Here is a 23,878-nt window from a genome sequence, read left to right as displayed (position 1 = left end):
GCGCTAGGGGGCCGGTAGCAGTCCTGAGTCTTGGGTTCTGAGTCAAACATGTGATTTGGTTTCAGTTGGGGAAACAACTTGCCACGCGTAAAACCCACCACTGCCCCTCCCAGGAGGGGAGTATCAGGAATGCGTGGGGCAAGTGGCGGGTGACCGTACATCTGGCGAATGCGTATCCCTCGGCTGTCCGGAATTTGCCATCCCGGGCCTGTTACCTGCGGATTTGCAATCCGCGGCGCCTGAAGATCAAACGTGCCGCCACGGGGATTGCAAATCCCCTCAGTACCAGCTTCCGGATTGCAAATCCGGAAGAGCACTGTGATTGGCAGAACGCAACTATATGCGCCAAAAAGAGGGTGATCTGGCATGCGTGTCCTCCTGAGTAAACATTCCCCTTCGCCCCTTCAAAGGGGGAGTATTGGAGTGAGTTCTGAGTCTTGAGTTCAGAGTCCTTTCTTTTTCCCCTAGGCAATTCAGCATGGATGAAGTAGCAATGTCTGGTTTCGCAGCCGCGCCGCGAGGGCAGGCAGAGACGGCCCATCAGTAGGAACGCGTCTGGAGGCCCGCGCCAGCGCGGGATGTGGGAAACCATTCGCAACAGGCAAGCAATAATGAACAATCAACGATTCCCCCGACTGATGTGCGCAGCACGGGCTCGCCTCAGGCTAGCGGGACAGCACTAGTTACCTACTGAAACAGACAGAGCAAGTAAGGAAGTAGCAGGAGGGGAAGCCAAACCAGTCCTGGGGTGAGCGCCTCTGTTAATACGGTGCCGAAGGCAACGACAAAGGCCTAGTTTTAACAGCAGTGCGAACCGCCAGGACGGGGCCCCGCGGCCGTGAGCGCTTACCGGAAAGATGAAACGATACAGTGAGTGAGGCATTGCGTCAAACGCCAAAGCCAAGGGAACAGCGAACTACGCATTGCCCTTGCAGCAGCATGACTATAAGGCACCTCATCCAGCAGCCCAGCCAGGGTAACAACAGACTACACATTGCCCCAAAAGAACAACATACTACGCATTCCCGCAATGCAACATGGTAGCCCGTGAGGCACTGCTTCCAATAGCCCCGCCAGGGAAACAACGAACCATGCATACCCGCGGCAAAAAGCAGACACACCTTATTAAACCAAGCAGAGACGGCAATGCTGAATTAAGCAGAGGAGATGAACCCTGCCGCCAAGAGAACAACAAACAACCCCCCGCTACCCATGCTGCCGTAGCAGCTTCACCAGCACCTGAAAATCTTTGGGGTATTCTGCCGTAACCATGACGGGTTCATTATTCAAAAGTGTAAAGCCCAACTGGTATGAGTGCAGGGCGAACCGTTTGATCACCGGTTGCTCCTCTGTGTTCTTGGCCAGATTGAACTTGCGTTTCAGGGTGGAGAGGTACAGCGGCTCCCCGCCGTACAGTTCATCCTGCACAATGGGGGCTTTCAAGAAAGCCAGGTGCAGACGAATCTGGTGCATACGTCCCGTAATAGGCTTACACGCCAGCAGGGTGTGGCGGCCAAACTTCTCCAGCGTGGTGAAATAGGTTTGGGCAGGCTTGCCCTTGTAGGCCAGTTTGGCCACTCCTTTGAGACCGGGTTGAATGGCGCGGTCAACCAGTTCATCTTGGAAGGCATGGCTTCCCCAGGCTACCGCGTGGTACACCTTCTGCACCTGCCGGTTCTCAAACTGCATGGAGAGGTGGCGGTAGGCCTCCGGGTTCTTGGCAATGGCCAGGCAGCCCGAGGTTTCCTTGTCCAGGCGGTGGCAGGCCTGGGCGTCTGGGTGGTACTGGCGGGCCAGGGCCAAGAGGTTGGTGGCGTTGAGGGCGCGGTCTTCCAGCGTGGCCAGAAACGGTGGTTTGTTCACCACTATATAATCATCATTCTCAAAAATGATGAGGTCCTGAAAAGCAGGTAACTTCATAGAAACAGCTAAAGGTGGGCCTGGGTGATTTCTGTTTTCGGCCTGTTTTTCTAAAAACAGGTTGAAAACAGCTACGGCCTTTCACGCAACAAAGGTACCGAATATTTTCTGGTAAGGGGAACGGTCGTTTTGGGGCTGTTTTGGCCAAAACAGCCCCAAAACAGAAACTATTCCTTCAGTGTGGGCAGTTTGAACCGGAGCGTGGTGCCTTGCCCCACCTCACTGGAGACCGCTATCACAGACTGGTGCGCCTCTACAATGTGTTTGGAGATGGCCAGCCCAAGGCCAGACCCCCCCCCAGACGTATCACGGGTGCGGCTCTTGTCTATGCGGTAGAAGCGCTCAAAAATGCGGTTGAGGTGCTCTTTGGGAATACCCGGGCCGTCATCCCGCACGGTGATGAGCGTTTTCTTTTTGCCGTCCTGGAACGAGAGCCAGATGTTGCCGTTTTCCAGCCCGTACTTGATGGCGTTGTCAATGAGGTTGATGAGTACCTGCTTGATCCGGCCCCGGTCAGCAAGTACGTCAAAGACTTCGTGGGGCGGGGTGAGCAGGTGCAGGGTGATGTGTTTAGAGGCGGCTTTCCCTTCCAACTGCTCAAACACCTCCTGCCCCAGCTCATTCAAATCAAAGGGGGCCTTCTTCATCTGGATCACCCCTTTCTCCAACTGGGAGATGGTGATCAGGTCCTGCACCAGAGTGTCTAGCCCGTCTAAGCTTTTGGCGGCTTTCATCAGGAACTTGTCCCTGACGCGCTCATCATCCATGGCACCGTCCAGCAGGGTGTGAATAAAGCCCTGGGCGGCGAAGATGGGGGTTTTCAGCTCATGTGATACATCGGCCAGAAATTCGCGGCGCATCACCTGCAGGCGTTTCAGCTCGTCAATCTCTTTCTGGTTGCGCTCAGCAATGAGGTAAATCTCATCTTTGATGCGCTTGAGCGGGTCTGGCCTGAACAGGAATTTGCTGCTCATCTGCTTGAACTCCTTGCGCTTGAACTTCTCCAGCCCGGCGTAGATGTTGTTGATTTCCCTGAACACCAGCGCCTCATAAGAGAAGTACACCAGCAGGAAGCAGGCCGAGAAGGTGAATCCCAGCACCAGCACCATTTGCTTAAAGCTCAGCTGCGGCGCTAAAATGAGGTACGCCGTGATAATGAAAGCCACCAAAAAGGCCACTGCAACAGCAATGGCCCGGGAACCTACTCTAATCCCTTTTTTAGGGGCAGGTTTAGTCTGTGTTGAATTTGTAGCCAACGCCTTTGATGGTCTTGATCTGATCTTCGCCAATTTTCTCCCTCACTTTTCTGATGTGCACGTCAACGGTACGGGCAATCACGTAGACATCGTTCCCCCACACGTTGTTGAGGAGCTCGTCGCGGCTGAAGACCTTGTTCGGCGTAGCCGCCAGAAAGGCCAGCAGTTCAAATTCTTTCTTGGGCAGGGTGATTTTCTGCTCGCCTTTGAGCACCATGAAGCTGGTACGGTCAATACGCAGCTCCCCAATCTCAATCACCTGGGTCTGCTCCGGGCCCTGGCTGCTCTCGCGGCGCTTGTAGGCGGCCAGACGGCTAATGAGGGCGCGCGGCTTGATGGGCTTGACAATGAAGTCGTCTGCCCCGGCCTCAAAGGCGGCCACCTCAGAGAACTCCTCACTGCGGGCGGTCAGGAACAGGATGTGCGTGTCTTTGAACTTGGGGTCTTCCCTGAGCTGGCGGCAGGCGGTGATGCCGTCCATCACGGGCATCATCACATCCAGCAGAATAATGTCTGGGGTGATTCTTTTGGCGGTTTTGAGCGCCTCCTGGCCGTTTTCGGCGTGAGACACTTCATAGCCTTCCTTCTCCAGGTTGTACTGCAACAACTCTACAATATCTGGGTCATCATCTACTACCAGAATCTTATATTTAGCCGGCGTTTGCATAAAGTATGCGTTAAATTGAAAAGAGTATCACAAGTGGCTAGTCTCTTCGAAATGTCAGGCTAAAATCGCTAGGGTAAGTGGAGAATCGCGAATCTCTGAATTTCAAGTCAAAGATAGGGAATATGTTGTTAGTTGTTTGTTTTTAGTTGCCCAGGGCGTTTTTTACAGGTGCCAGGCAAACCAAGAACAGAGGTGCAGAAGCGGTGAGGGTGGGGCGGGCGCCTGTAAAGTCACTAGGGTGGCCATTCCTGTTTTAGACCTGTTTTCAGAAAAACAGCCCCAAAACAGACGGCAGCGCAACGCTTACACGGCCGCGGTGGCTGCTATCGTTACGTTTATCTTTCCAAGCCGCAAAGTCCAATGCCAGGCCGCTTTCCCGCTCTTACCGTTTTCATAACGCGCTAGTAAGTTCTTAAAACCGCTCTACAAGAACCTCCCGCGGCGGCTCTACGCTACCAGAACTTACCCCTAAACAGCTTTCCCAGAAAACTCAGTGACGAACCACTCTGGACTCAGAACTCTTGACTCAGGACTCTTTCAGGGCGTGCCCCTGCGGGTCGGGCGCTATACGCTGCAAGCCCACAGGGCCGCGGCGGGGCCTTGGCCCTGTGGGCTTGCAGCTGCTATCCCTCACGCGCGGCCGGGCAAACCGCTGCAAGTGGCAAGCTGTTTCCTGTTTTGGAGCCGTTTTTTCAAAAACAGCCCCAAACCAGTGAGGGCCGCCCCGGTCAACTTGGGCGGCCCTCACTGGTTCTCCTGACTGCTGGCAACAGGAACTGATATTACTTGACCAGGTTTAACCTGCTCTTCAGGCCGCTGTACTTGTAGAGGTTTACTTTAACGGATCCCACAAACATTTCGGCCTCAAACAGAACCGGTGCCTTGTTCTCGTCATTTGAAAAATAGACAGAGATGGCGTCTTCGCCTTTGAACAGTTTGTTTGACGGCATCTTGGGGGTAAGGCGGTGCGCCCTGATCTTGCCGGCCTTGGTGTCAACCGTAGTCACCCCTTTGTAAGTAACGGTCATGTCAAAGACCTCATCCCCCAGAAAGCCAGACATTTTCAAGGTTTGCCCCGGTTTGTAGCTGTCTAAATCAAGGGTGCGCAAGTAGTAGAAGCCGCTCACCATGTCCTGCACGTTGTCTGGCACTTTGTACACCTGGTTCTTTTCTTTGTCACGGCTGTCATTGACCACCACCACGTTGCGGGCATGGTCAAAGTCTGTAGTCTCTTTGCGCTTGTAGCTGCCTTCTTCAATGTTACGGTGGAACCGCAGCGGCTGCATGGTAGAGGTGTCTATGAAAGAGCTCCAGGTGTCCCGTATGCGGTGAAAGAAGTCAAAGGAGCCGGTGGTTTTGCCGCTCACGGTGGTGAGGTAGCACGGGCGGTTGTTGATGCGCTGCAGGTTGGAAGACACGTTGATGGTGGCCTCTCCCGCATTGATGATGCCGTAGTGCACTTTGTATTGCAGAACCTCGCCAGGGGCGAAGCTGTCATTCTTCATGGTGCGCAGGGTGTCCTTCAACGCGAAGCCGCTCAGCACCAGCCCAAGAAGAGGGAGTATCAAAAGTAGTTGATGTTTCAATCGCATAAGCTGTTCAATCAGGTGTACCTGTGCCTATTCAAATGTCGTACCAAATCTGGTTAGGTGCTTGGCTGGTACAAATCTAAAGTTTTCAGGTGAACTTCACCTAAACAAAAACGGCACCCTGAAAGGTGCCGTTTTTGTCTTATTTTTTCTGTTATTCATTGTCTTCCAGGGCGGCCGCCACCTTGTCTGGCTCGCCTTTTACCAGAGCTCTGATTTTCGTCTCAATGTCCTGCATGAGCTCTTCGTTGTCCAGCAGCAGCTGTTTTACCGCGTCACGGCCCTGGCCTAAGCGGTCACCGTTGTAGGAGAACCAGGAACCAGATTTCTGGATAATGTTCAACTCCACGCCCAGGTCAAGGATTTCGCCTACTTTGGAGATACCCTCGCCGTACATGATGTCAAACTCCACCACTTTGAACGGAGGCGCCACTTTGTTTTTCACCACCTTCACCTTGGTGCGGTTACCGGTAATGTTATCAGCCCCCTCTTTGATCTGCCCAATGCGGCGGATGTCCAGACGTACGGAGGCGTAGAACTTAAGGGCGTTACCACCGGTAGTGGTTTCCGGGTTCCCGAACATGACGCCAATCTTCTCCCGCAACTGGTTGATGAAGATACACAAGCAGTTGGTTTTGTTGATGGTACCGGTCAGCTTACGCAGGGCCTGTGACATCAAACGGGCCTGAAGCCCCATTTTGCTGTCCCCCATGTCGCCTTCTAGTTCGCCTTTAGGCACCAGAGCGGCCACTGAGTCAATCACAATGATATCAATCGCGCCAGAGCTGATCAGGTGGTCCGCAATCTCCAGGGCTTGCTCGCCGTTGTCTGGCTGGGCTATCAAGAGGTTTTCTGTGTCAATGCCGAGTTTCTCAGCGTAGGTTTTATCAAAAGCATGCTCGGCGTCAATGAAAGCGGCAATACCGCCTTGCTTCTGCGCCTCAGCAATGGCATGCATAGTGAGCGTGGTTTTACCGGAAGACTCCGGGCCGTAGATTTCTACCACCCTGCCACGCGGAAGACCCCCAATTCCCAAGGCGATGTCTAGCCCGAGGGAACCGGTAGAGATGGCCCCTACGTCCACCACTTGGTTGTCGCTCAGCTTCATGACCGTGCCTTTGCCATAGGCTTTGTCCAGCTTGTCAATGGTGAGTTGAAGCGCTTTCAGTTTTTCGGTGTTTACACTCATGTCTGTGTTTTCTTTGCTTAAATTTAGGTCTAAATTACTACTTCCTGAGCCAATCTGCAAACGCTTGCCGCGGCGTCTCAGCTGCTTCTAAGACAGGGTCTGGAGGTGTATAAATGAAACACCCAAAGTACCGGATTTGTGCCAAGATATGCTACTTTTTTTAGTTTTATTTTTAGCTGTTTGCTATTGGTGATAGTATTGTTTTAACGGGCTGAGCAGCACGTGCTTGGTACAGTCTGGCTGTGGGCGGCCGGTTTCCCCTCTTTCTGAAACAAAGCAGGGGAGAGATTAGTTACACCCGGGCTGAGAATTTTCAGGGGTAAGCGCGGCATACCTGCCGGGGCAGGCATTCTGTTTTAGCCCTGTTTTAGAAAAAGTAAGCCAGAAACGGCCTGGCCAGAAGGGGAGGGGAAGTTTGTAAGGGGGGCGCCCTCCCTTTTTTCCTTCTTTTAAGTATCTTTCGGTTTGGTGCGGCGGCCTCAGGGAGCAGATGCCGTGCGCTCAACTTGTTTGCAGCTGTTGCGTTACCAGGGGTGACATTAAGAATCATATGCTAAAAAAATGGCTTTTCATGGCCGTAGGAGCCGCTTTTGCCGGGCAGAACGCCTTGGCGCAGTTAAACAACAAGGCGCTGGAGCAGCGGTTTCCGGTGAAACCAGACCAGACGGGTGAGCTGCAGCTGGGCCTCAACGCCTTGGGGTACCAGAAAAACAATGAGTACTTCAATGACATCGCCGAAGGCTATACGCTGTTTGGCTATCACCTGAACCCGCGCCTCATCTACTTTGCCAGCCCTAACGTGCGCATTGACGTAGGGGTGCAGGTGCAGAAAGACTTCGGGACGAACAAGTATTCAATGGTGCAGCCCACGTTCACCATCCGGTATGAGAAAGACGGCAAAGCGCTGTTGTTTGGTAATCTGGAGGGCAACGTGAACCACGGGTACATTGAGCCGCTGTATGATTTTGAGCGCGTGATCACCAACCGGCTGGAGAACGGCCTCCAGTTCCTGCTGGACAAACCCGGGGTGAAGCTGGACGCCTGGATGGACTGGCAGCGCTACATCAGGCGCATGGACCCGTTTCAGGAGGAAATTGCCGGGGGCGCTTCTGCTGAGCTGCGGCTGTATGAAACGCCCGTTTCGCTTGATTTTCCAGAAAATAAGCCGGAAACAGAAACTTACATCGGGCTTCCGCTCCAGTTCACCGCCCAGCACCGCGGCGGCCAGATTGATGACACAGAACTGCCGCTGGTGACGTTGCTGAACGTGGCGGCCGGATTGGTGCTCAGGAGGACCTATAACAGGAGAGTACTCAAGGCGCTGCATTTTCAGCCGTACGTGGTGGGCTGGAAGGATTTCTCCAATGAGAAGAACCTGCCGTTCACGCAAGGGGGGGGCATTTACCTCAATGCGGGCGTAGACACCAAGTACCAGAACGTGATGCTGAGCTACTGGCGCGGGAGCGGCTATTATGCAGAACTGGGCGGCAAGCTGTTCCAGTCAGTGTCTACCAACTTCAAAAGCCCCGGCTACACAGACAAGACCCGCCAGCTGCTGATTCTGCGGCTCATGCATGACATCAAACTCATGGAAGGGCTCATGCTCACCCTGCGGCTGGAGCCCTACTATGACCTGGACAACCCCGCCCTGGAGTTCTCCAACAGCCTGCACCTCAACTTTAACTCAGACTTCTTCCTGGCGCGGCTCAAAAAGCGCTAAGGGCATGTTTTCAGGTTAATTTTACCGGCTAAAAGTACCAGCAAACGGTTCTGCAGAGGCAGTTTTTGAGCTGCGTAGCAGCACTGCGGGAAAAGTGTGCAGGCAGTTTCTTTTTATGAGCGTTTTGCAGCCTGAGAGATCCATTGAAACAGGCTCTGGCGTTTTTGGCCTGTTTTCCAGAAAACAGGTCAAAAACGCCAGAGCAGCTGCAGGGCAAAATCATTACGCTGAAAACTGTAGCAGCACAACTCCCGCGGTTCCCCGCCGCTGTCTGTGACGGTGGGGGTGTAGGTTCTGGTGAGGGTGAAGCCGGTGCGCTCGGCCACTTTCTGGCTGCGGGTGTTGGCTTTGGCGCACCGCAGGCTCACGCTTTCCATTCTCAACACCTGAAACGCGTATTTGAGTACGGCTTTCAGGGCCTCGGTGGCATATCCCTGGCCTTCGGCGGCGCCGGAAAGGTAGTAACCCACTTCTGCGTACAGTTTGCCGCGGGCCAGCCGCCTGAGGGTAACGTCGCCAATGTAATCTTCAGTGTCTTTCCTGAAAATGCCCAGACTGTAGAGGTCGCCCGCCCGGCGCTGGTAGGTCATGGTCCTGATGCGGTGGGCGGCGTCTTCCAGGGTCTGCACCGCCGCGGTGCGGTCTGGGAAATCTGTGAGCAGCCGGCTCCGGTTTTCCTGTAAGAGCCGCCAGAAAGGGAGGGCCATCTCGGGTGAATAGGCCCGTAGCCAGAGTCTATGGGTTGAAAGTTCAAGGGTGGCTGGCGAAGGTACTGCTGTCTGCCGCATAGGTCTCTTTCTTCTTGGTTCCTTCTTTTATCTACGGGCCTTGCCCGCCGGTGTGACAGGAATTTCAACTAATTGTGCGGGCTTCCCGTTATTCTTTCAGAAATGTACATGAAAACAATGGAAGGAAGATTAGCAAACAAAGTGGCCATTGTCACAGGAGGTGGCACGGGCATAGGCGAAGCCATCTGTAAGAAATTTGCCCGGGAGGGCGCCCGCGTAGTGGTGTGCGGGTTCCCGGAAGATCCTGTAGAAGAGGTGGCCAAGGCCATTCGGGAGGAAGGCGGCACGGCCATCTCGTTCACGGGTGACATCTCTCTGGAGCCAAACGCCAAACGCTGTGTAGAGCTGGCGGTGAAACAGTACGGCCAGCTTGATATTCTCATCAACAACGCCGGGGTGTTCCCCGCCACCTCTCTGTTGCAGGACTACCCCACAGAGGCGTTTGAGTACATGCTGAAAAACAATGTTGCCAGCACCTTCATGATGAGCCGGGCCGCCCTGCCGGAGCTGCACAAGACGCACGGCAATATTATTTCTGCGGGCTCAGAGGCCGGTCTGATTGGGATTGCCCAAAACACGCCTTACGGCGGAACCAAGGGTTTTAACCACGCCTTCATGCGGGGCTTGGCGGTAGAGCAGGCCCAGTTTGGGGTACGCTGCAACTGCGTGTGCCCCGGCCCCATAGACACCGCCTGGACCCACAAAGAAACCGGCCCCATGGACAAGGAAATGGAGCAGAGTATGATACAGGCTACGCCGTTGGGCCGGCGCGGCACCCCGGAGGAGGTAGCCAACGTCTACGCCTTTCTGGCCTCAGATGAAGCCTCTTACGTGACCGGGGCCCTGTATTTTGTAGACGGCGGCGTCACTGTAGCCAAAGGCCCGGTGGGCGACAAAGTGAAGGGGAGCCTCAAGAAAGAACCCAACGGCACCCTGAAGACAGAGCACAGCCTTGACGGCCATACCCAGATACGGGAAGAACATCAATAACCGCTAACACGTAGAATATCACCCGCTTCTATGCAACAGGGCGGGTGTTTTGCTTTTAAGGGTGCTTACATGTTGAATTGGGCATTGAAAACGGCTGGCGTTGGGGTTTACTGTAGCGGCTTCAAGCCAGAAGCAGTGCTGCCCAGGCAGTAGAAAGTGAAAGGGCGGCAGGGCCTGCCAAGGCGGTTGCAGCACAAAAGGCTACAGGTAAACTTGCTCTGGAACAGTACCACGGCAAGCCGAAAGGAGGAGCAACTATGCGGGTGAAAAGCGTTTACCACTCATTGCAGGAGTACGGCAGGGGGATCATTGGCGGTCTGCTCTTCAGCCTGCCCATGCTCTACACCATGGAGGTCTGGTGGACCAGCTTTGATGTGAGCCCCTGGCAGTTGATGCTGTACGTGGCCCTCACCTTTGTCTTGCTGCTGGCGTACAACGCCTATGCAGGTCTCCGGGCCAGTGCCTCCTGGAAAGAGGTGGCCATTGACTCAGTAGAAGAGCTGGGGCTGGGGCTGGTGTTGTCTTTCCTCTTCCTGTGTTTGCTGGGCCGTATTGTTCCCGGCGAAATGTCTCTGCAGCGAATAGTGTACATGGTGGCCGTAGAAGCCATGCCCGTGGCTATTGGCGTCTCGGTGGGGACAGCCCAACTGGGGGCGTCTCCAGAAGACGAGGAAGAGGAGAAGGCAGACCGGGAGCCGGCTTCCAGCCTGCCGGGCCAAAAGCAGGGAGACGCCTCTACGCTGGAGCAGATCCTGCTGGCCACCTGCGCGGGCATGCTATTTGCCGCCAACATTGCCCCTACAGATGAGGTGATGGTAATTGCCACCGGTGCCACACCGGTGCAGCTGCTGCTCATGCTGCTGGTCTCACTTTCCCTCAGTGGGGCCATTTTGTTTTACATTGGGTTCAGGGGGGCGTATGAGACACCCGCCCAAAAAGCGCCCAGCCTGCTGGAGGTGGTGTGGGGGCTCAGCCTGACCTTCGCCTCCTCGGTTTGCGTGTCAGCGGGGGCACTGTGGTTTTTTGGGAGGTTTGAGGGCGTGGGTCTGCAGGTTGGCGTAGAGGCTACGGTGGTACTGACGGTGGTGGCGGCTCTGGGCGCCTCGGCCGGAAGGTTCTTACTGGATCAGGAGTACAGAGATGAAAAGCAGGAGGAATGAAAAAAAATGCATTGGAATGGTGTGTGTTTGGGGCCAGCGTGCTGCTGATTGTGGCATTGATTGGGTATCTGGGGGTAAAAGCCATTACGTACCAGAGCACTCCCCCAGACCTGCGGGTAGAGATCATGCCTGAAAAGGATATATTGCGCCGCAATATTCAGCGCATAGAACTGATCAACCACGGCGAGCAGACGGCAGAGAATGTGGCGGTTGAGGTGGTGCTACTGGTGCAAGGCAAAGAAACGGAGACCGCAGAGGCCCTTTTCCCGTTGGCCCCCAAAGAAAGCAAACAGGAGGCGTGGGTTACCTTCAGAACGCCGCCGGCAGAAGGGCAGAGGTTCAACGTGCACATTCTGGGGTATAACAAACCCTAAAAGAGAGGATGCCCCCACTTGTTGGTTGGGCTTTCCCCGCTTTTAGGGCTCTATCTGGTCATACGCTGCCCGCTGGGGCAGGTGTCTGTGCGGGGGAACGGGGTCAAAGGCTGTTTTCGGCCTGATTTCTGAAAACTAGCCCCAAAACAGGGAACACCGCAAGCTCTTCTATTTCATGGCGCTACTAAGGCTAATGCTGCCGCTCCCTATTTGTTCAGGAACGGATAGTTGTACTGCAGGGGGCTTCCCAGTTGCTGCAGGCGGGCAATGACTTCCATGGAGTGGGCAATCTCGTTGAAATACTCCAGCCTTCTGATCAGCTGCTCCTTTAACAGGACTGTGCCGTCACCGGTTTTGATGTAGGCGCGCTTGTCTTCCAGAATCTGGTGCATGGCGTCCAGCACGTGTTTGCCTTCGCGCATGTACAGGTCATGAAACTCCACCAGGGCGTCAAACCCGCCTTTGGTCACTTGAAAGTGAAAGCCTTTCTGGTTCAGGACATCGCAGAGCAGGTTTATCTCCAGCGGCATGGAAATGTGGTAGGGCGTAGTGCGCACATCTAAGCCTTTTTTGATATAGCCGAAGATTGTTTCTAAGTTATTCTCAAAGCGTTCGTAGAGAGCGGCTGCTTCCATGGGTGTAGGGTTAGGTATAGGCACAAAAGTACACAATGGCTTGCTCTTTTGCATTACCCAATGTACTGGTGCGGCCAAGGTTCTGTGCGTTTTAGCGCTGTTTTCAGAAAAGTAGCCCGAAAACGGAAAGTATTCCCTGGTGGTTTGGAGGAAGGGGATGGTGCGTTTCTGGCCTGTTTTTCTGAAAACAGACCCAAAACGGCTACAGCAGCCCTTTGATGATCTGCTCTACGGTAATGCCTTCGGCCTCTGCCTTGAAGTTGCGCACCAGGCGGTGCCGCAGAATAGGAATGGCAACTGCCTGCACGTCTTCAATGTCTGGGGAATATTTTCCGCGGAGCAGGGCGTTGCACTTGGCCCCCATGATCAGGTGCTGTGAAGCCCTTGGCCCGGCGCCCCACTCCAGGTACTGCTGGGTCTGCGGGCCCGCCATTTCTGTGTCTGGGCGGGTGGCGTGTACCAGTTTTACCGCATACTCTACCACGTTGTCTGTGACTGGTACGCGGCGCACCAGCTGCTGAAAGGCCACAATCTCATCTGCATGCAGGACCACCTTGGGCTGGTGCTTCCGGTCACCGGTGGTGTTCTTTACAATCTGAAGTTCGGCCTCGTAACTGGGGTAGGTGAGGGCCACATGGAACATGAAGCGGTCTAACTGCGCCTCTGGCAGCGGGTAGGTGCCTTCCTGTTCAATGGGGTTCTGCGTGGCCAGCACAAAGAAGGGCCGCGGCAGGTGGTAATGGTGCCCGGCCACGGTCACTGAATACTCCTGCATGGCTTCTAACAGGGCGGCCTGGGTCTTGGGGGGCGTGCGGTTGATCTCATCTGCCAGAACAATGTTGGCAAACACAGGGCCCTTCACAAACTGGAACTGGCGGTTCTGGTCAAGAGTCTCAGAGCCCAGAATGTCAGAGGGCATGAGGTCTGGCGTAAACTGCACCCGGTTGAACGAAAGATCCAGGGAGGAGGCAATGGTATGGATCAGGAGCGTTTTGGCCAGCCCCGGCACCCCCACCAAAAGACAATGCCCCTGACAAAAAACAGCGGTAAGCACTAGTTTTACCACCTCTTCCTGCCCAATAATGGTTTGGGAGATTTCAGAGGTCAGGCGCCCGTAGGCTTGGTAAAGCGCGTCAGCGGCTTCTTTGTCAGAGGCGAATGGCATATTCAGAGAAAGTTATTGTTCTAACCTACAGGCTTCAAATTCTGGCGCTACGTCAACAAACACGGTGTCTTTGTTTTTCTCAAACCACTCACTGATGGCTCTGTTGCGTTTGTTGCTCAGGGCGGCCGTGGCAATCTTGGTGTAGTCGTCCTGTAAATTGGCCTGGTGCGGAGGTGTTTTAGACTTCAGGTACAAGATGCGCATGGCGTCTTTCCCGTCTTCTGTACGGTAAGGGAGCGGTCGGCTGATCTCTCCTACCTGCAGGGTGTCTACCACAAAGAAAACAGAAGGGTCCAGTTTGTCTACCGGAATGTAGGTGGTGGCGCTGTTACCCAGAGACATCATGCCGCCGTTGCCCTTGCTGAGCATGTCATCTGAGAATTCTTTGGCTGCTTTGGCAAACGTCATGCTGTCGTTCTGGATCAGGGTCCTGATGCTGTCCAGGAACTGGGCGGTCTGCTGTACGTCTACCTGCGCGGTGGCGGGCTTGATCAGGATGTGACGGGAATTAAACTCCTCGCCGCGTTTCTCAATCAACTGAATCAAGTGGAAGCCAAACATAGACTCTATCACGGGCGACATCTCGCCTGGTTTCAGGCGCAGGGCCGCCGCCTCATACTCCGGTACCAGTTCACGCTTCTTGAAGAACCCTAACGTTCCGCCCTGGCTGGCAGAGCCGGGGTCCTGGGAGAACTGGCCTGCCAGGGTGGCAAAGTCTTCACCGGCCAGGATGCGCTTTCTCAGGGCTTCCAGCTGCTCCCGCGCCGCCTGTTTCTGGGCAGCGCCAATGGTAGAAATCTTCACAATCTGCCCCACTTCTACCTCTGTTGAGAAATAGGGGAGGCTGTCTTTGGGAATGGTGTTGAAGTACTGCTTCACCTCTTTGGGGGTCACCTTGATCTGACCGGCAATCTCCTGCTCCATCTTCTGGAGCGTCATTTGCTCTTTGATGCTTCTCCTGAGGTCAGCTCTGATTTCGCTCATAGGTTTTTTGAAGTACTCCTCCAGTCTTTCCTCGCTGCCTATCTGGGCAATGAACTGCTGCAAACGGCCTTCTAACTGTTCTGTTATTCTGGACTCATCTACCACCACAGAGTCAATCTCAGCGCGGGCGAGCAACAGTTTGTTCTGGATCAGGGAACGCATGATGTCACACTTCAGGTTGGGCGACGTGTACCCCTGGCCTACCGCGTTGGCGTTCTGGAACTCTAATTCTGACCTAAGCACAATGTGACCGCCAACTTTGGCCACAATATTGTCAATAAGGGTAGTCTGTTGTGCCTGGGCAGACAGTGCCAGACCCAGGGCCAGGCAAAAGCAGAACAGGGCTCTGGTGAAAGAAGTAATAGAAATAAGGGTTTTCATGTGGTTATCAACAACTGACACGGGTTAGGTGCCGCATTACTAGCAAATTAAAATTAGTGTAACAGACAAAGCTAGGTAAACCGCTTCATTAAATGAAACTTACTTACTTTCCTTCCTGATAAGTTTCTGGACCTGCTCTTGGTTCACGTTTACCGGGTATTTCTGCCTAAGCTCTTTGATCCATTCTTTCTCCAGGTAATTCTGGTAATCAGAAATGACCAGGCCGCGGGTTTCGTTCAGTTGTTTAGGCATGGGGGGCTCCACCTGGTCAATCTTTAACCAGATGGTTCTGCCGTCCTGCTCAACCGTATAGGTGCCGGGTTGCCAGTTCACCGCATCCAGGGCTTTGTTTTCGCCCCGCTGAAACTTGCGGGCGGTTACCTGCAAGGCAAGCGGGTTGTTTTGGTTCAGCTGGTCTGCCAACGTCTGCAGGTCAGAGGAATACACGGCCACTGAAACTCTGCGGGCGTTGCGGCCACTGGTAGAACGATCTGCGGCGGCAACTATTTCAACCTGGTCTTCTTGAACCCCTTTTTGCTGTAAATAATTCTTTACTGCGGCGGCGCGGCGGGTGGCCAGGGTTCTGTTGGCGCGGTTGGTGGTCTCCCGGGCGTCTGTGTAGCCGGTGAGCTGCACAGAGAGGGAGGTGTCTGCCTGCAGGGCCGTTACCAACTGGTCTAGCTGGGTGGTGGCATTCTTCAACAGGTTGTCATTCCCGAATTCAAAGGTGAGGTCAGGCTGCTTGAACCGCACAGACGGGAACTTGCCCTGCTGCAGCTGTTTCTGGGCCTCGGCCAGGACCGCCGGGCTGGCCGCGCTTAAGATAGTGGCCTTGGCGCGGGTTCCCCAGGTATATTTGTCGCGGTTCTGTTCAAAGAAGGCTTTTAAGCCCACGGTGTCTTCTACCGCTTTGGCCCATACTTTCTCCTCCATTAACTGGAACAGCAGAATGCCGTCATGGTAGTCTTTCACCAGCATTCTGAAATCCTGATGTTTCTCCTCCAGGTGCTCCCGCTCGTAGTTGAGCAGGCTGGTTTCCACAAACCTGTCATACAGCAGGTTCATGGCGTGGGCTGGGGAGACATTCTGCTTTGGCCGTTGGTTCGCTTCTACGTAGTCAGCAAACTGGGTCACGGTGTAAGCCTGCCCGCCAATGGTGAACAGCGTGGCAGAGGCGAAGTTTTTAGGTTCTGCCGGGGCTTGAAACTGCCAGTTGCCTACCACCAGGGTTGAATCTGCCAGCTTGAGGGCGGCTTCTTTGGTGGCGGGAACTTCCTGCAGGTTGTTTTCTTTTCTGATTCTTCTCAGGAACGCCGCTTTGTTCAGCTCTGAGCGGGAGTCTTTGGAGATGCGGTTCCGGAGGGAGGTCTCCATCTCCTCATAGGTGGGCAGCTCTTTGCGCTCCAGCAGTTTGATAATGTGCCAGCCATAGGGGGTCTGCACCGGCGGGGTGATGGCCCCCGGTTGGGCCAGGGCGAAGGCCGCTTCCTCAAAAGAGGGAATCATGCGGCCGGTGCCAAACCAGGGCAGCTCACCGCCGTTGTCAGCTGAGGCGGCGTCTTCAGAGAATTGAGAAGAAAGCTTGTCCCAGTTCTCCTGGCGTTGTACCCGCTTATAGATTTCGTCAATCTTGTTCTTCGCCACCAGGGAGTCTGCCTTGGGCAGGCCTTGCTGGGCCCGCACCATGATGTGGGCAACTTTGATTTCACCCTGGGCCGGGCGCACTTCATTTACTTTGATCAGGTGATAGCCAAAACGGGTTCTCACCGGCTGGGAGATCTGGCCTGGGGAGGTGGTGTAGGCGGCATTCTCAAACGGGTATACCATCTGCAGGGCAGTGAAGTACCCCAGGTTGCCGCTGTTCTCTTTGGCTGAGGGGTCTTCTGAATGCTGGCGGGCCAGGGCTTCAAAGGAAGTGCCACTTACCGCCTGCTGCCTTAAACCCATGATTTTCTCATAGGCGGCCAACGTGTCTTTGGGGTCTGCGTCCTGTTCAACCGTTACCAGAAGGTGGGTGGCGTTGATTTCCTTCTTCATGCGCTCATACGCTTCCCGCACCAGTTGGTCTGTGACACTTTTCTCTGTGAGGTAGGGCTGGGCCAACTGCTCTTTGTAGCCGCCCAGTTCTTTCTTGAACGCCTCAGTGGTGTCCAGGCCTCTGCTTTTGGCCTCGGCCACTTTCAATTTATAGTTGGTGTACAGGTCCAGGTATTCTTTGATGCTGGCACTGGAGTAAGCGCTGTCTGCATTGCCGTTGTTTTTCTCATACACATAGGCAAACTCAGCGGCCGGAACCGTCTCAGAACCAATGGAGAGGACAACCGGCTCAGTGGCTTTCTTGGGAGAGCCGCATTGAAAGAGGAGCAGGGCACCCAGGCCCACGTAGAAAGATGATAATCGCATAGTTATTGGCAAAACGCATGCTGACCTGAACACACTCATCAAGCCATTATGCAATTTTACTCATTTTTTCTCACAGAACCGGCTAAGGTTGTAAAACAAAGTGCCAGAAGTGGGCTAGCAGACATGACATTGCCGTTTTTAGCCTCTTTTGCTGAAAACAGGCTAAAAACGGTTTTTATTGTGCGGGAGGCAGAAAAAGTAAGGAATGGGTTACGGGATGTACTTGTGCAGAATGCAAATATTGGTGTTGCCGTTCACGCTGTACTCCACTTTGTCCATGATGCGGTTGACCAGCGCCACCCCCACGCCCCCTTTTTTGCCCATGCGAATGTTGTCCTGGATGTTGGGTTCACGGTAGTTGGCCCGCTCAAACGCCTTGCCGTTGTCAGACAGCTCAAAGACCATCTCCTTGTCATCATACCGGATGGTGAGGTTCAGGAATTTCTGGCTGTCTTCCTGGTTGGCATGAATGATCAGGTTGGCGCAGATCTCATCTACCGCCAGTATGATTTGGTTGAGGGTGATCTCAGATAAATGGACGGGCGCCAACGTATCCGTCACAAAGGTGCGGATCGTTTTCAGGTTTTTCCTGTCACAGCTAACCCGGATCTTGTTAGTCATTGGCAATGGTCACGGCTTCTTCATAAGAACCGACAATGGTCATGAGCAGGTCAAGCCCCAGGATCTCAAACACGTTGCGTACTTTTTCCTGCATGTTAAAGAAGATGAGTTTGATCTGCGCGTCTTCAAACCGCTGTAGGTGGGAGATGAAGACGCCTAAGCCGGCTGAAGAAATATAATTCAGGTTCTTGCAATCCACAAGAATCTTGCTGAACATCATGATGCTGGGGTTTGAAAGCTCTTCATCCAGCATGACAGAGGAGCTGGCATCTAATTCACCGTCTAAGCTGATGGTGATCGTGTTGTCGGAGATTGTGTGTTTTATTTTCATCGCCCTTCTTTACGAATCTCTATGTGTTAGGTTGACGTGGTTTGAATTTGATCACAAGCAAGGTCTGGTCATCATGCAACGTGTCATTGGTAAAATCGGTTACATCATTCATGATGGCGCTTTTAATGTCCTCAGCCTCCAGGTGGTAGGTCTGGGAAAGCATGTATTTCAACCGGTCCTCCCCGTATTCCTCCTGGTCTTCGCTCCGGGCTTCAATGATGCCGTCTGTGTAAATCACCATCACATCACCGGGGTTGTAGTCATAGTGCAGGCGGTGAATGCGCTTGGCGTAAGAGGCGTCTCTGATAATGCCCAGGCCCAGTCCTTCGGTCTGGAAGTAGAAGGTGTCTTCCATCATGGCGTTGTAGTACAGGGTGTGGCAGTGGCCGGCGCGGGCAAACGAAACCCCCTGCATTTTGTAGTCAATGATGTACAGTGCTGACGTGATGAACGAGGTGCGCTCCAGGCAGCGGCTGAGGGCGCTGTTGGCCTGCACCATGAACTCGTCTGGCAGTAAGTCCTGCTGCATGAGGCCATGGAAAATCCCTTTCATCTGCGCCATGTGAAACGCCGCTGAAATCCCTTTCCCAGACACGTCCCCAATAATGATGGCAATGCGTGACTCACTCAGCTGCAGAAAGTCATAGAAGTCTCCCCCCACTTCTTTGGCCGCCTGCGAGTAACTGCTGATTTCAAACCAGGTGTCAGTGGGAAATGTTTTTGGGATGAGCCGGTCCTGTACCAGGCTGGCAATCTTGAGTTCCTCTTTGTAGCGCTCGTTCTGCAGAGACTCTTCCAGCAGCCGCAGGTTTTCAATGGTGAGCACCGTCTGGTTGGTGAAAGACTGCACCACGTTGATGGTGTCCTGGTCAAACCCTTGCTCTACTTCCCGCAGCAGGTACAGGTGGCCATACCGCCGCTTGTTTGACGCCAGCGGCATCACGAGCAGCGAGTGAAACGGCAACTGCAGATCTTTGAACGTGGAACTGTGCCTCAGGTCATTGTTGATGAAGATGTGGTTCCAGTCGGCTTGTTTGTCTTTGCCAGATTGAGCCAGAGCCCGTTTAATATCCTGAACCAACGGGTCTGGCGCACTTTCATTGTGCCTTCTGGCGCTGGGCTTGGCATCTTCACCATATTCCAGCCAGGCGGCGTCTGCCCCAGAGGCCTTGATCACACTTTCAAAGAGCAAGGCATATACCTCTTCTTCGTTCTGCCCCTGCTGAATAGACTGGGTTAACCGCTGAAAGCTCAGCAGGTCTGCGTTCTTCTGCTCAAACACCCGGCTGGTGGGTAGGCTGAACAAGGCCACCAGCAAAGAGGAGAGGGTGTAGCAGAATACAAAAGCCAGCGTGATCAGAATGAAGGGGTTGTCTGTGTAGTCTACCACCAGCTCCGGGGAGTCTGAGTATTGGAACAGGAAGTGCGAGAACAGGACTATGCTCAGAAGAATGGCGGCCAGCAGAAAGATGCTCAGCCACTTCTTGTCAAGGCTCAGGAACGCCACCCAGCGCAGGTTCACGCTCAGGTACAGCCCGTAAGCCAGCAGCAGGCCCAGATCCAGGATCAGGAAGATGTGCTTCATGTACTCCACGTTCAGGAGCGGGACCAGGAGCGAAAGGGCCACCAGAATCTCAAACCACTTCCACTGGGTCATCAGGTCCTTGGTCTTCTGGTACAGGATGAACTGGCGCCAGGTGTAAAACGCCTTGGCCAGAAAGTACACCAGAAAGCCAAACAGCACCTGGTAGAACGCATCTAAGAGGAACACGTTGTTGGTGCCCATCTCCTGTATGCTGGGGTACCCGAAGAACAGCAGGGCGGTTAGGTAAGCGCCAGCCCCGCCTTTCAGGAGTACTGCCTGCAGGGGGGCGGTAAACTCAGCGGTGCGCTGCGCGTGTACGCGGTACCGCTGGTACAGAAACACAGACAGGATGAAAATGACAGACAGCAGGTTGTTCAGGTATGGCTCTGCCAGGTTGGCTTCGCCCTCATGACGCTGGCGCGCCAGAAACAGAACATTCACCAACAGCAGAACCCAGCTCACGCATCCGGTAAAAAAACTCAGTCGCTTGATTCGTTTGTCTTTGGGCATTGGAAAAAGTGCCTGCTGTGAACGTTTTGGTTTAACGAGGGTGAATACGAGAATTCTCTAAAAATAACTGAAAAAAGTTATTTTATTACGTTTTGCTCCGTGGTAGAATTTCTGTCTGCTGGGCAAAGGTATCGTATTCTTTGGTCAATAGACAGCAAACCGCAAAAGTAACAGCGCAATACTATACTTAGAAACGCTAATAAAGCAGGAGGGTTGTTGTAATCTTGGTTTGCCCTGAGGCGGCAGGAGGGGGAAATACGTTTTGGCCTGGCGGTTTGAAGGGGTATTTCAGACAGCAACCCCTCTTGGTGACAGGATTTCTGTTTTGGGGCTGTTTTCTGAAAAAGAGGCCAGAAACAGGGCCGCTAAAAAAATAGCCTTGCCCTGAGGTGCTGGGCAAGGCTAAAGAATAGGCTTCATCTGTACGGTTGGCGCTCATGGGCTTTCCCGCACAGGAAAGCAAGACTCAAATAAACCGGAAAGGCTGACTTCTCTGAAAAATAAGCGCTCCTGGTTAGCGGCTGTAGTTGGGCGCCTCCCGGGTGATCTGTACGTCATGCGGATGGCTTTCTCTTAAACCGGCCCCGGTGATCTTTACCATCTTCGCTTTCTGCAGCGCGTCAACGTCTGGGGCGCCGCAGTAGCCCATGCCCGCTTTCAATCCGCCTACCAGTTGGTAGAGTACTTCACCGGCCAGCCCTTTGTAGGGCACGCGGCCTACAATGCCCTCTGGTACCAGTTTCTTCACGTCATCCTCGGCATCCTGGAAGTAGCGGTCTTTGGAGCCTTCGCCCATGGCTTCAATGGAGCCCATGCCGCGGTAGGTCTTGAACTTGCGGCCTTCATAGATCTGCATGTCGCCGGGAGCTTCCTCTGTACCGGCCAGCAAGGAGCCAATCATGATGGTGCTGGCGCCGCCCGCAATGGCTTTCACAATGTCACCTGAGAATTTTACGCCACCGTCGGCAATGACGGGTACGCCCGTGCCCTCCAGGCCTTTGGCGGCTTCCATCACGGCAGACAGCTGCGGCACGCCAATGCCGGCAATGATACGGGTGGTACAGATAGAACCCGGGCCAACGCCCACTTTCACGGCATCAGCTCCGGCGTCGGCCAGGGCCTTGGCGCCTTCGGCGGTAGCCACGTTGCCGGCTATGAGGTCCAGGTCTGGGTACGCGTCTTTGATGCGGCGCACGGCGTCTATCACGCCTTTGGAGTGGCCGTGGGCGGTGTCAACGCTGATCACGTCTACACCGGCTTCTACCAGGGCGGCAATTCTATCTAGAACGTCTGGGGTTACGCCCACGGCCGCGCCCACGCGCAGACGGCCAAACTCGTCTTTGCAGGCGTACGGGCGGTGTTTTCTCTTGAGAATGTCTTTGTAGGTGATGAGGCCGGCCAGCAGGCCGTTCTCGTCTACCACGGGGAGTTTCTCAATCTTGTATTCCTGCAGAATATCTTCGGCTTTGTCCAGTTCAATGCCTTTAGGGGCGGTGATGAGGCGGTCTTTGGTCATGATCTCAGAGACCTTCACGCTGTAGTTCTTCTCAAAGCGCAGGTCGCGGTTGGTGATGATGCCCACCAGCTTCCGGTCATCATTGGTCACCGGAATGCCGCCAATCTTGTGTTCCTTCATGATCTGCATGGCTTCGCCCAGGGTGGCGTTCTCATTCAGGGTCACGGGGTCCAGGATCATGCCGCTCTCAGAGCGTTTCACCTTGCGCACCTGCTCAGCCTGCTGCTTGATGCTCATGTTTTTGTGGATGATGCCAATGCCGCCTTCCTGGGCCATGGCAATGGCCATGTCTGCCTCGGTCACCGTGTCCATGGCCGCTGAGAGGAGCGGAATGTTCAAACGGATGTTTCTGGTCAGTTGGGCAGAGGTGTTGGTATCGCGCGGCAGTACTTCTGAGTAGGCCGGTAAAAGGAGAACGTCGTCGTAGGTGAGAGCCTCGAACAACACGTTAGGAGCGTGGGACTGCATGGCAAATAGCGTTTATGGTATTTGCCACGTAAAATTAAGGGAAAAGTTGAATAAACGACAAAATGACCTAAAATAAACTTAAGCCGGCCTGCTTGACCTTCCCCTTGAAAATGGGAGGAGCACACTCATAAGCACTCCCATTCTATTCCTTTTCCAGTGATAGGCCCACTTTATACAGGCTTCCCAAAATGGCGATTCCCCTCAGCTGAGGGGAATCGCCATTTTGGGAAGCCTGGTTAGGTAAACAGCACCAGCATATGCTTACTCTGTAAAGGCAGGTGATCTGCAAATTAAGACGAATGCTTATGCAAGGGATTGTTCCTGCTCTATCCTATAGACCTGTTCAATAAAGCGGTGCACACTGGTTGGTTTTCTTCCCAGCAAAATTTCTAACGTGGTATCTTCCAGATCCATCATTCCGGCTGCTATGCCGGTTCCCCACATAGTAAACATACCGATGTACAAATCAGGCACACCTGCTTTTGCAAGAATGGCCTTGAAATCTTCCACCGCGGGAGAAACATAGGTCACCTTTTTACCTAAAACCTCCGAGATATAAGCAGCTATTTGCTCAAAACCTACCGAGGTAGTATTGGTTAAAGGATATGTCTTGTTTTCATGTCCATTCGTGATCAATATATTTGCTGCTGCCTCGGCAAGTTCTTCACGAAGCACCCAACTCGCTTTCCCATCTTGGGCAGGAAATAAAATAGTATCTGTTTCGGCAACACCTTCACCTATAAAGGCCAGGATCATTTCCTGGTAAATACAGTTTTGAAGAATAGTATAGGTAATGCCACTCTCCTTCAGGAAATTTTCTGATTCTACATGGGAATTCTGAAAGCCGGATATGGCAGAATTTTCATGGCCTGGCTTTCTCACGAATGACGTGTAGGCGATGTGTTTTACGTTTGCTGCCTTGGCTGCCGTAATCGCATTGATATGGTGCTTTGTCCGGTTTTCCACCGCCCCGCGGTCATTGCTTGAAATCAGCAGCATTTTATCAACGCCAGCAAAGGCCTTTACCAAGGAATCTATCTCTGCATAATCACCTATTCTTATATGAATGCCTTGCTCCTTAAGGGTACTGGCGTCCTCTTCTTCTCTAACCAATGCGGCAATGTCTTTTGCCGCGGTTCCCTTATTCAATAGATGTGCTATTACTTTTGAACCCAGATTTCCTGTGGCACCTGTAACTAAAATCATACTTTTACTTTTTTATAGTGGATGAATAGAGGACACTTGTCTTTGATGCTTTGCATAGGACACATAGGACGCAATCAAAATGGCAAGAAAAGCCAATCCCGCCACTACTTTATCTGCAGGATCTCCCATCATGAAGTGGGCGTATGCCGCCGAAGCAAACATGATGGCGAAACCAATGTACCCCGCTTCTTTTAGCAAGCGAACAGGCAGCCAAAGGAAAACCACCCCAATCAGTTTCGTGATCCCTAGTTCAATCCTGAAATAATCTGGGAACCCTAAATTAGCCATGGATACTTTAACCTCAGGTTTAGTAAGGGTCTCATAAGCAATGAAGAGCATCATTACCGTGATAATGCCGGTAGTGGCGTAATAGGTGATCTTGGTTTTGTTCATGTCATTGTTTTTTAGAAGTTGATGTTG

Annotated in this window: 20 protein-coding genes; 4 read left to right on the top strand and 16 right to left on the bottom strand. The window is 53.5% G+C overall.

Translation table 11 applies throughout. The annotated features are described in order from the left end of the window. Window positions 1–1,206: 1,206 nt before the first annotated feature. The 5 genes from FHS90_RS21155 to recA form a co-directional block, all read right to left on the bottom strand. Window positions 1,207–1,920: an RluA family pseudouridine synthase gene (locus FHS90_RS21155; protein WP_182514475.1), complete on the bottom strand. Its 714-nt coding sequence runs from the start codon at window positions 1,918–1,920 to the stop codon at window positions 1,207–1,209. A 167-nt stretch (window positions 1,921–2,087) separates the two neighbouring features. Beyond that, the gene (locus FHS90_RS21150) at window positions 2,088–3,176 is read right to left on the bottom strand and encodes a sensor histidine kinase (RefSeq protein WP_220483123.1); all 1,089 of its coding nucleotides are present in this window, start codon (window positions 3,174–3,176) and stop codon (window positions 2,088–2,090) included. Beyond that, window positions 3,151–3,843 carry a response regulator transcription factor gene (locus FHS90_RS21145; RefSeq protein WP_066834652.1) on the bottom strand — a complete coding sequence of 231 codons (693 nt, stop codon included), beginning with the start codon at window positions 3,841–3,843 and terminating at the stop codon, window positions 3,151–3,153. Before FHS90_RS21145 ends, FHS90_RS21150 begins: the two co-directional genes overlap by 26 nt. Before the next feature lie 782 nt (window positions 3,844–4,625). Continuing rightward, window positions 4,626–5,435 (bottom strand): DUF3108 domain-containing protein, encoded by an 810-nt coding sequence (locus FHS90_RS21140; RefSeq protein WP_066834641.1) that lies wholly within the window; start codon window positions 5,433–5,435, stop codon window positions 4,626–4,628. 151 nt (window positions 5,436–5,586) lie between these two features. Beyond that, complete coding sequence (recA, locus tag FHS90_RS21135; protein ID WP_182514474.1) at window positions 5,587–6,621, bottom strand: recombinase RecA; 1,035 nt, start codon at window positions 6,619–6,621, stop codon at window positions 5,587–5,589. A gap of 571 nt (window positions 6,622–7,192) precedes the next feature. On the opposite strand from recA, the gene FHS90_RS21130 reads away from it, so the two are divergent. After that, window positions 7,193–8,341: a lipid A deacylase gene (locus FHS90_RS21130; protein WP_246387301.1), complete on the top strand. Its 1,149-nt coding sequence runs from the start codon at window positions 7,193–7,195 to the stop codon at window positions 8,339–8,341. Window positions 8,342–8,529: 188 nt separating this feature from the next. Here the strand turns inward: FHS90_RS21130 and FHS90_RS21125 are convergent, their stop codons facing one another. Continuing rightward, entirely contained in the window at window positions 8,530–9,129 is a 600-nt protein-coding gene (locus FHS90_RS21125; protein WP_182514473.1) for a GNAT family N-acetyltransferase, read from the bottom strand. Between the two features lie 117 nt (window positions 9,130–9,246). Between FHS90_RS21125 and FHS90_RS21120 the strand changes: the two genes are divergently transcribed. The 3 genes from FHS90_RS21120 to FHS90_RS21110 all read left to right on the top strand — a co-directional run bounded on the left by FHS90_RS21120 (window position 9,247) and on the right by FHS90_RS21110 (window position 11,653). Beyond that, window positions 9,247–10,119 (top strand): SDR family NAD(P)-dependent oxidoreductase, encoded by an 873-nt coding sequence (locus tag FHS90_RS21120; protein WP_066834746.1) that lies wholly within the window; start codon window positions 9,247–9,249, stop codon window positions 10,117–10,119. Window positions 10,120–10,376: 257 nt separating this feature from the next. Continuing rightward, window positions 10,377–11,279, top strand: coding sequence for a TIGR02587 family membrane protein (locus tag FHS90_RS21115; RefSeq protein ID WP_182514472.1), 903 nt, complete (start codon window positions 10,377–10,379; stop codon window positions 11,277–11,279). Continuing rightward, a complete protein-coding gene (locus FHS90_RS21110; protein WP_182514471.1) occupies window positions 11,276–11,653 on the top strand; it encodes a hypothetical protein in 378 nt (125 codons plus the stop codon). Before FHS90_RS21115 ends, FHS90_RS21110 begins: the two co-directional genes overlap by 4 nt. A 206-nt stretch (window positions 11,654–11,859) precedes the next feature. On the opposite strand, the gene FHS90_RS21105 is transcribed toward FHS90_RS21110, so the two are convergent. The 10 genes from FHS90_RS21105 to FHS90_RS21060 all read right to left on the bottom strand — a co-directional run bounded on the left by FHS90_RS21105 (window position 11,860) and on the right by FHS90_RS21060 (window position 23,851). Beyond that, window positions 11,860–12,288: a hypothetical protein gene (locus FHS90_RS21105; RefSeq protein WP_066834624.1), complete on the bottom strand. Its 429-nt coding sequence runs from the start codon at window positions 12,286–12,288 to the stop codon at window positions 11,860–11,862. A gap of 202 nt (window positions 12,289–12,490) precedes the next feature. Then, window positions 12,491–13,453, bottom strand: a complete 963-nt coding sequence (locus tag FHS90_RS21100) for an AAA family ATPase (RefSeq protein ID WP_182514470.1) — start codon at window positions 13,451–13,453, stop codon at window positions 12,491–12,493. 12 nt (window positions 13,454–13,465) lie between these two features. Then, complete coding sequence (locus FHS90_RS21095; RefSeq protein WP_066834621.1) at window positions 13,466–14,818, bottom strand: peptidylprolyl isomerase; 1,353 nt, start codon at window positions 14,816–14,818, stop codon at window positions 13,466–13,468. 99 nt (window positions 14,819–14,917) lie between these two features. Continuing rightward, a complete protein-coding gene (locus FHS90_RS21090; protein ID WP_066834617.1) occupies window positions 14,918–17,221 on the bottom strand; it encodes a peptidylprolyl isomerase in 2,304 nt (767 codons plus the stop codon). Window positions 17,222–17,431: 210 nt separating this feature from the next. Then, window positions 17,432–17,842 (bottom strand): ATP-binding protein, encoded by a 411-nt coding sequence (locus tag FHS90_RS21085; protein ID WP_066834616.1) that lies wholly within the window; start codon window positions 17,840–17,842, stop codon window positions 17,432–17,434. Next, window positions 17,835–18,173 (bottom strand): STAS domain-containing protein, encoded by a 339-nt coding sequence (locus FHS90_RS21080; RefSeq protein ID WP_066617784.1) that lies wholly within the window; start codon window positions 18,171–18,173, stop codon window positions 17,835–17,837. The genes FHS90_RS21085 and FHS90_RS21080 overlap by 8 nt, the downstream gene beginning before the upstream one ends. A 19-nt stretch (window positions 18,174–18,192) precedes the next feature. Continuing rightward, window positions 18,193–20,268 carry a PP2C family protein-serine/threonine phosphatase gene (locus FHS90_RS21075; RefSeq protein ID WP_066834615.1) on the bottom strand — a complete coding sequence of 692 codons (2,076 nt, stop codon included), beginning with the start codon at window positions 20,266–20,268 and terminating at the stop codon, window positions 18,193–18,195. Window positions 20,269–20,782: 514 nt separating this feature from the next. After that, window positions 20,783–22,252 carry an IMP dehydrogenase gene (guaB, locus tag FHS90_RS21070; RefSeq protein ID WP_066834613.1) on the bottom strand — a complete coding sequence of 490 codons (1,470 nt, stop codon included), beginning with the start codon at window positions 22,250–22,252 and terminating at the stop codon, window positions 20,783–20,785. 303 nt (window positions 22,253–22,555) lie between these two features. Then, a complete protein-coding gene (locus FHS90_RS21065; protein WP_182514469.1) occupies window positions 22,556–23,458 on the bottom strand; it encodes an SDR family oxidoreductase in 903 nt (300 codons plus the stop codon). A gap of 12 nt (window positions 23,459–23,470) precedes the next feature. Beyond that, the gene (locus FHS90_RS21060; RefSeq protein ID WP_066834608.1) at window positions 23,471–23,851 is read right to left on the bottom strand and encodes a DoxX family protein; all 381 of its coding nucleotides are present in this window, start codon (window positions 23,849–23,851) and stop codon (window positions 23,471–23,473) included. Window positions 23,852–23,878: the final 27 nt, after the last annotated feature.

The sequence above is a fragment of the Rufibacter ruber genome (assembly GCF_014138425.1).
GTDB classification, from domain to species: Bacteria; Bacteroidota; Bacteroidia; order Cytophagales; family Hymenobacteraceae; genus Nibribacter; species Nibribacter ruber_C.
This window is presented reverse-complemented; position numbering and strand designations above follow the sequence as displayed.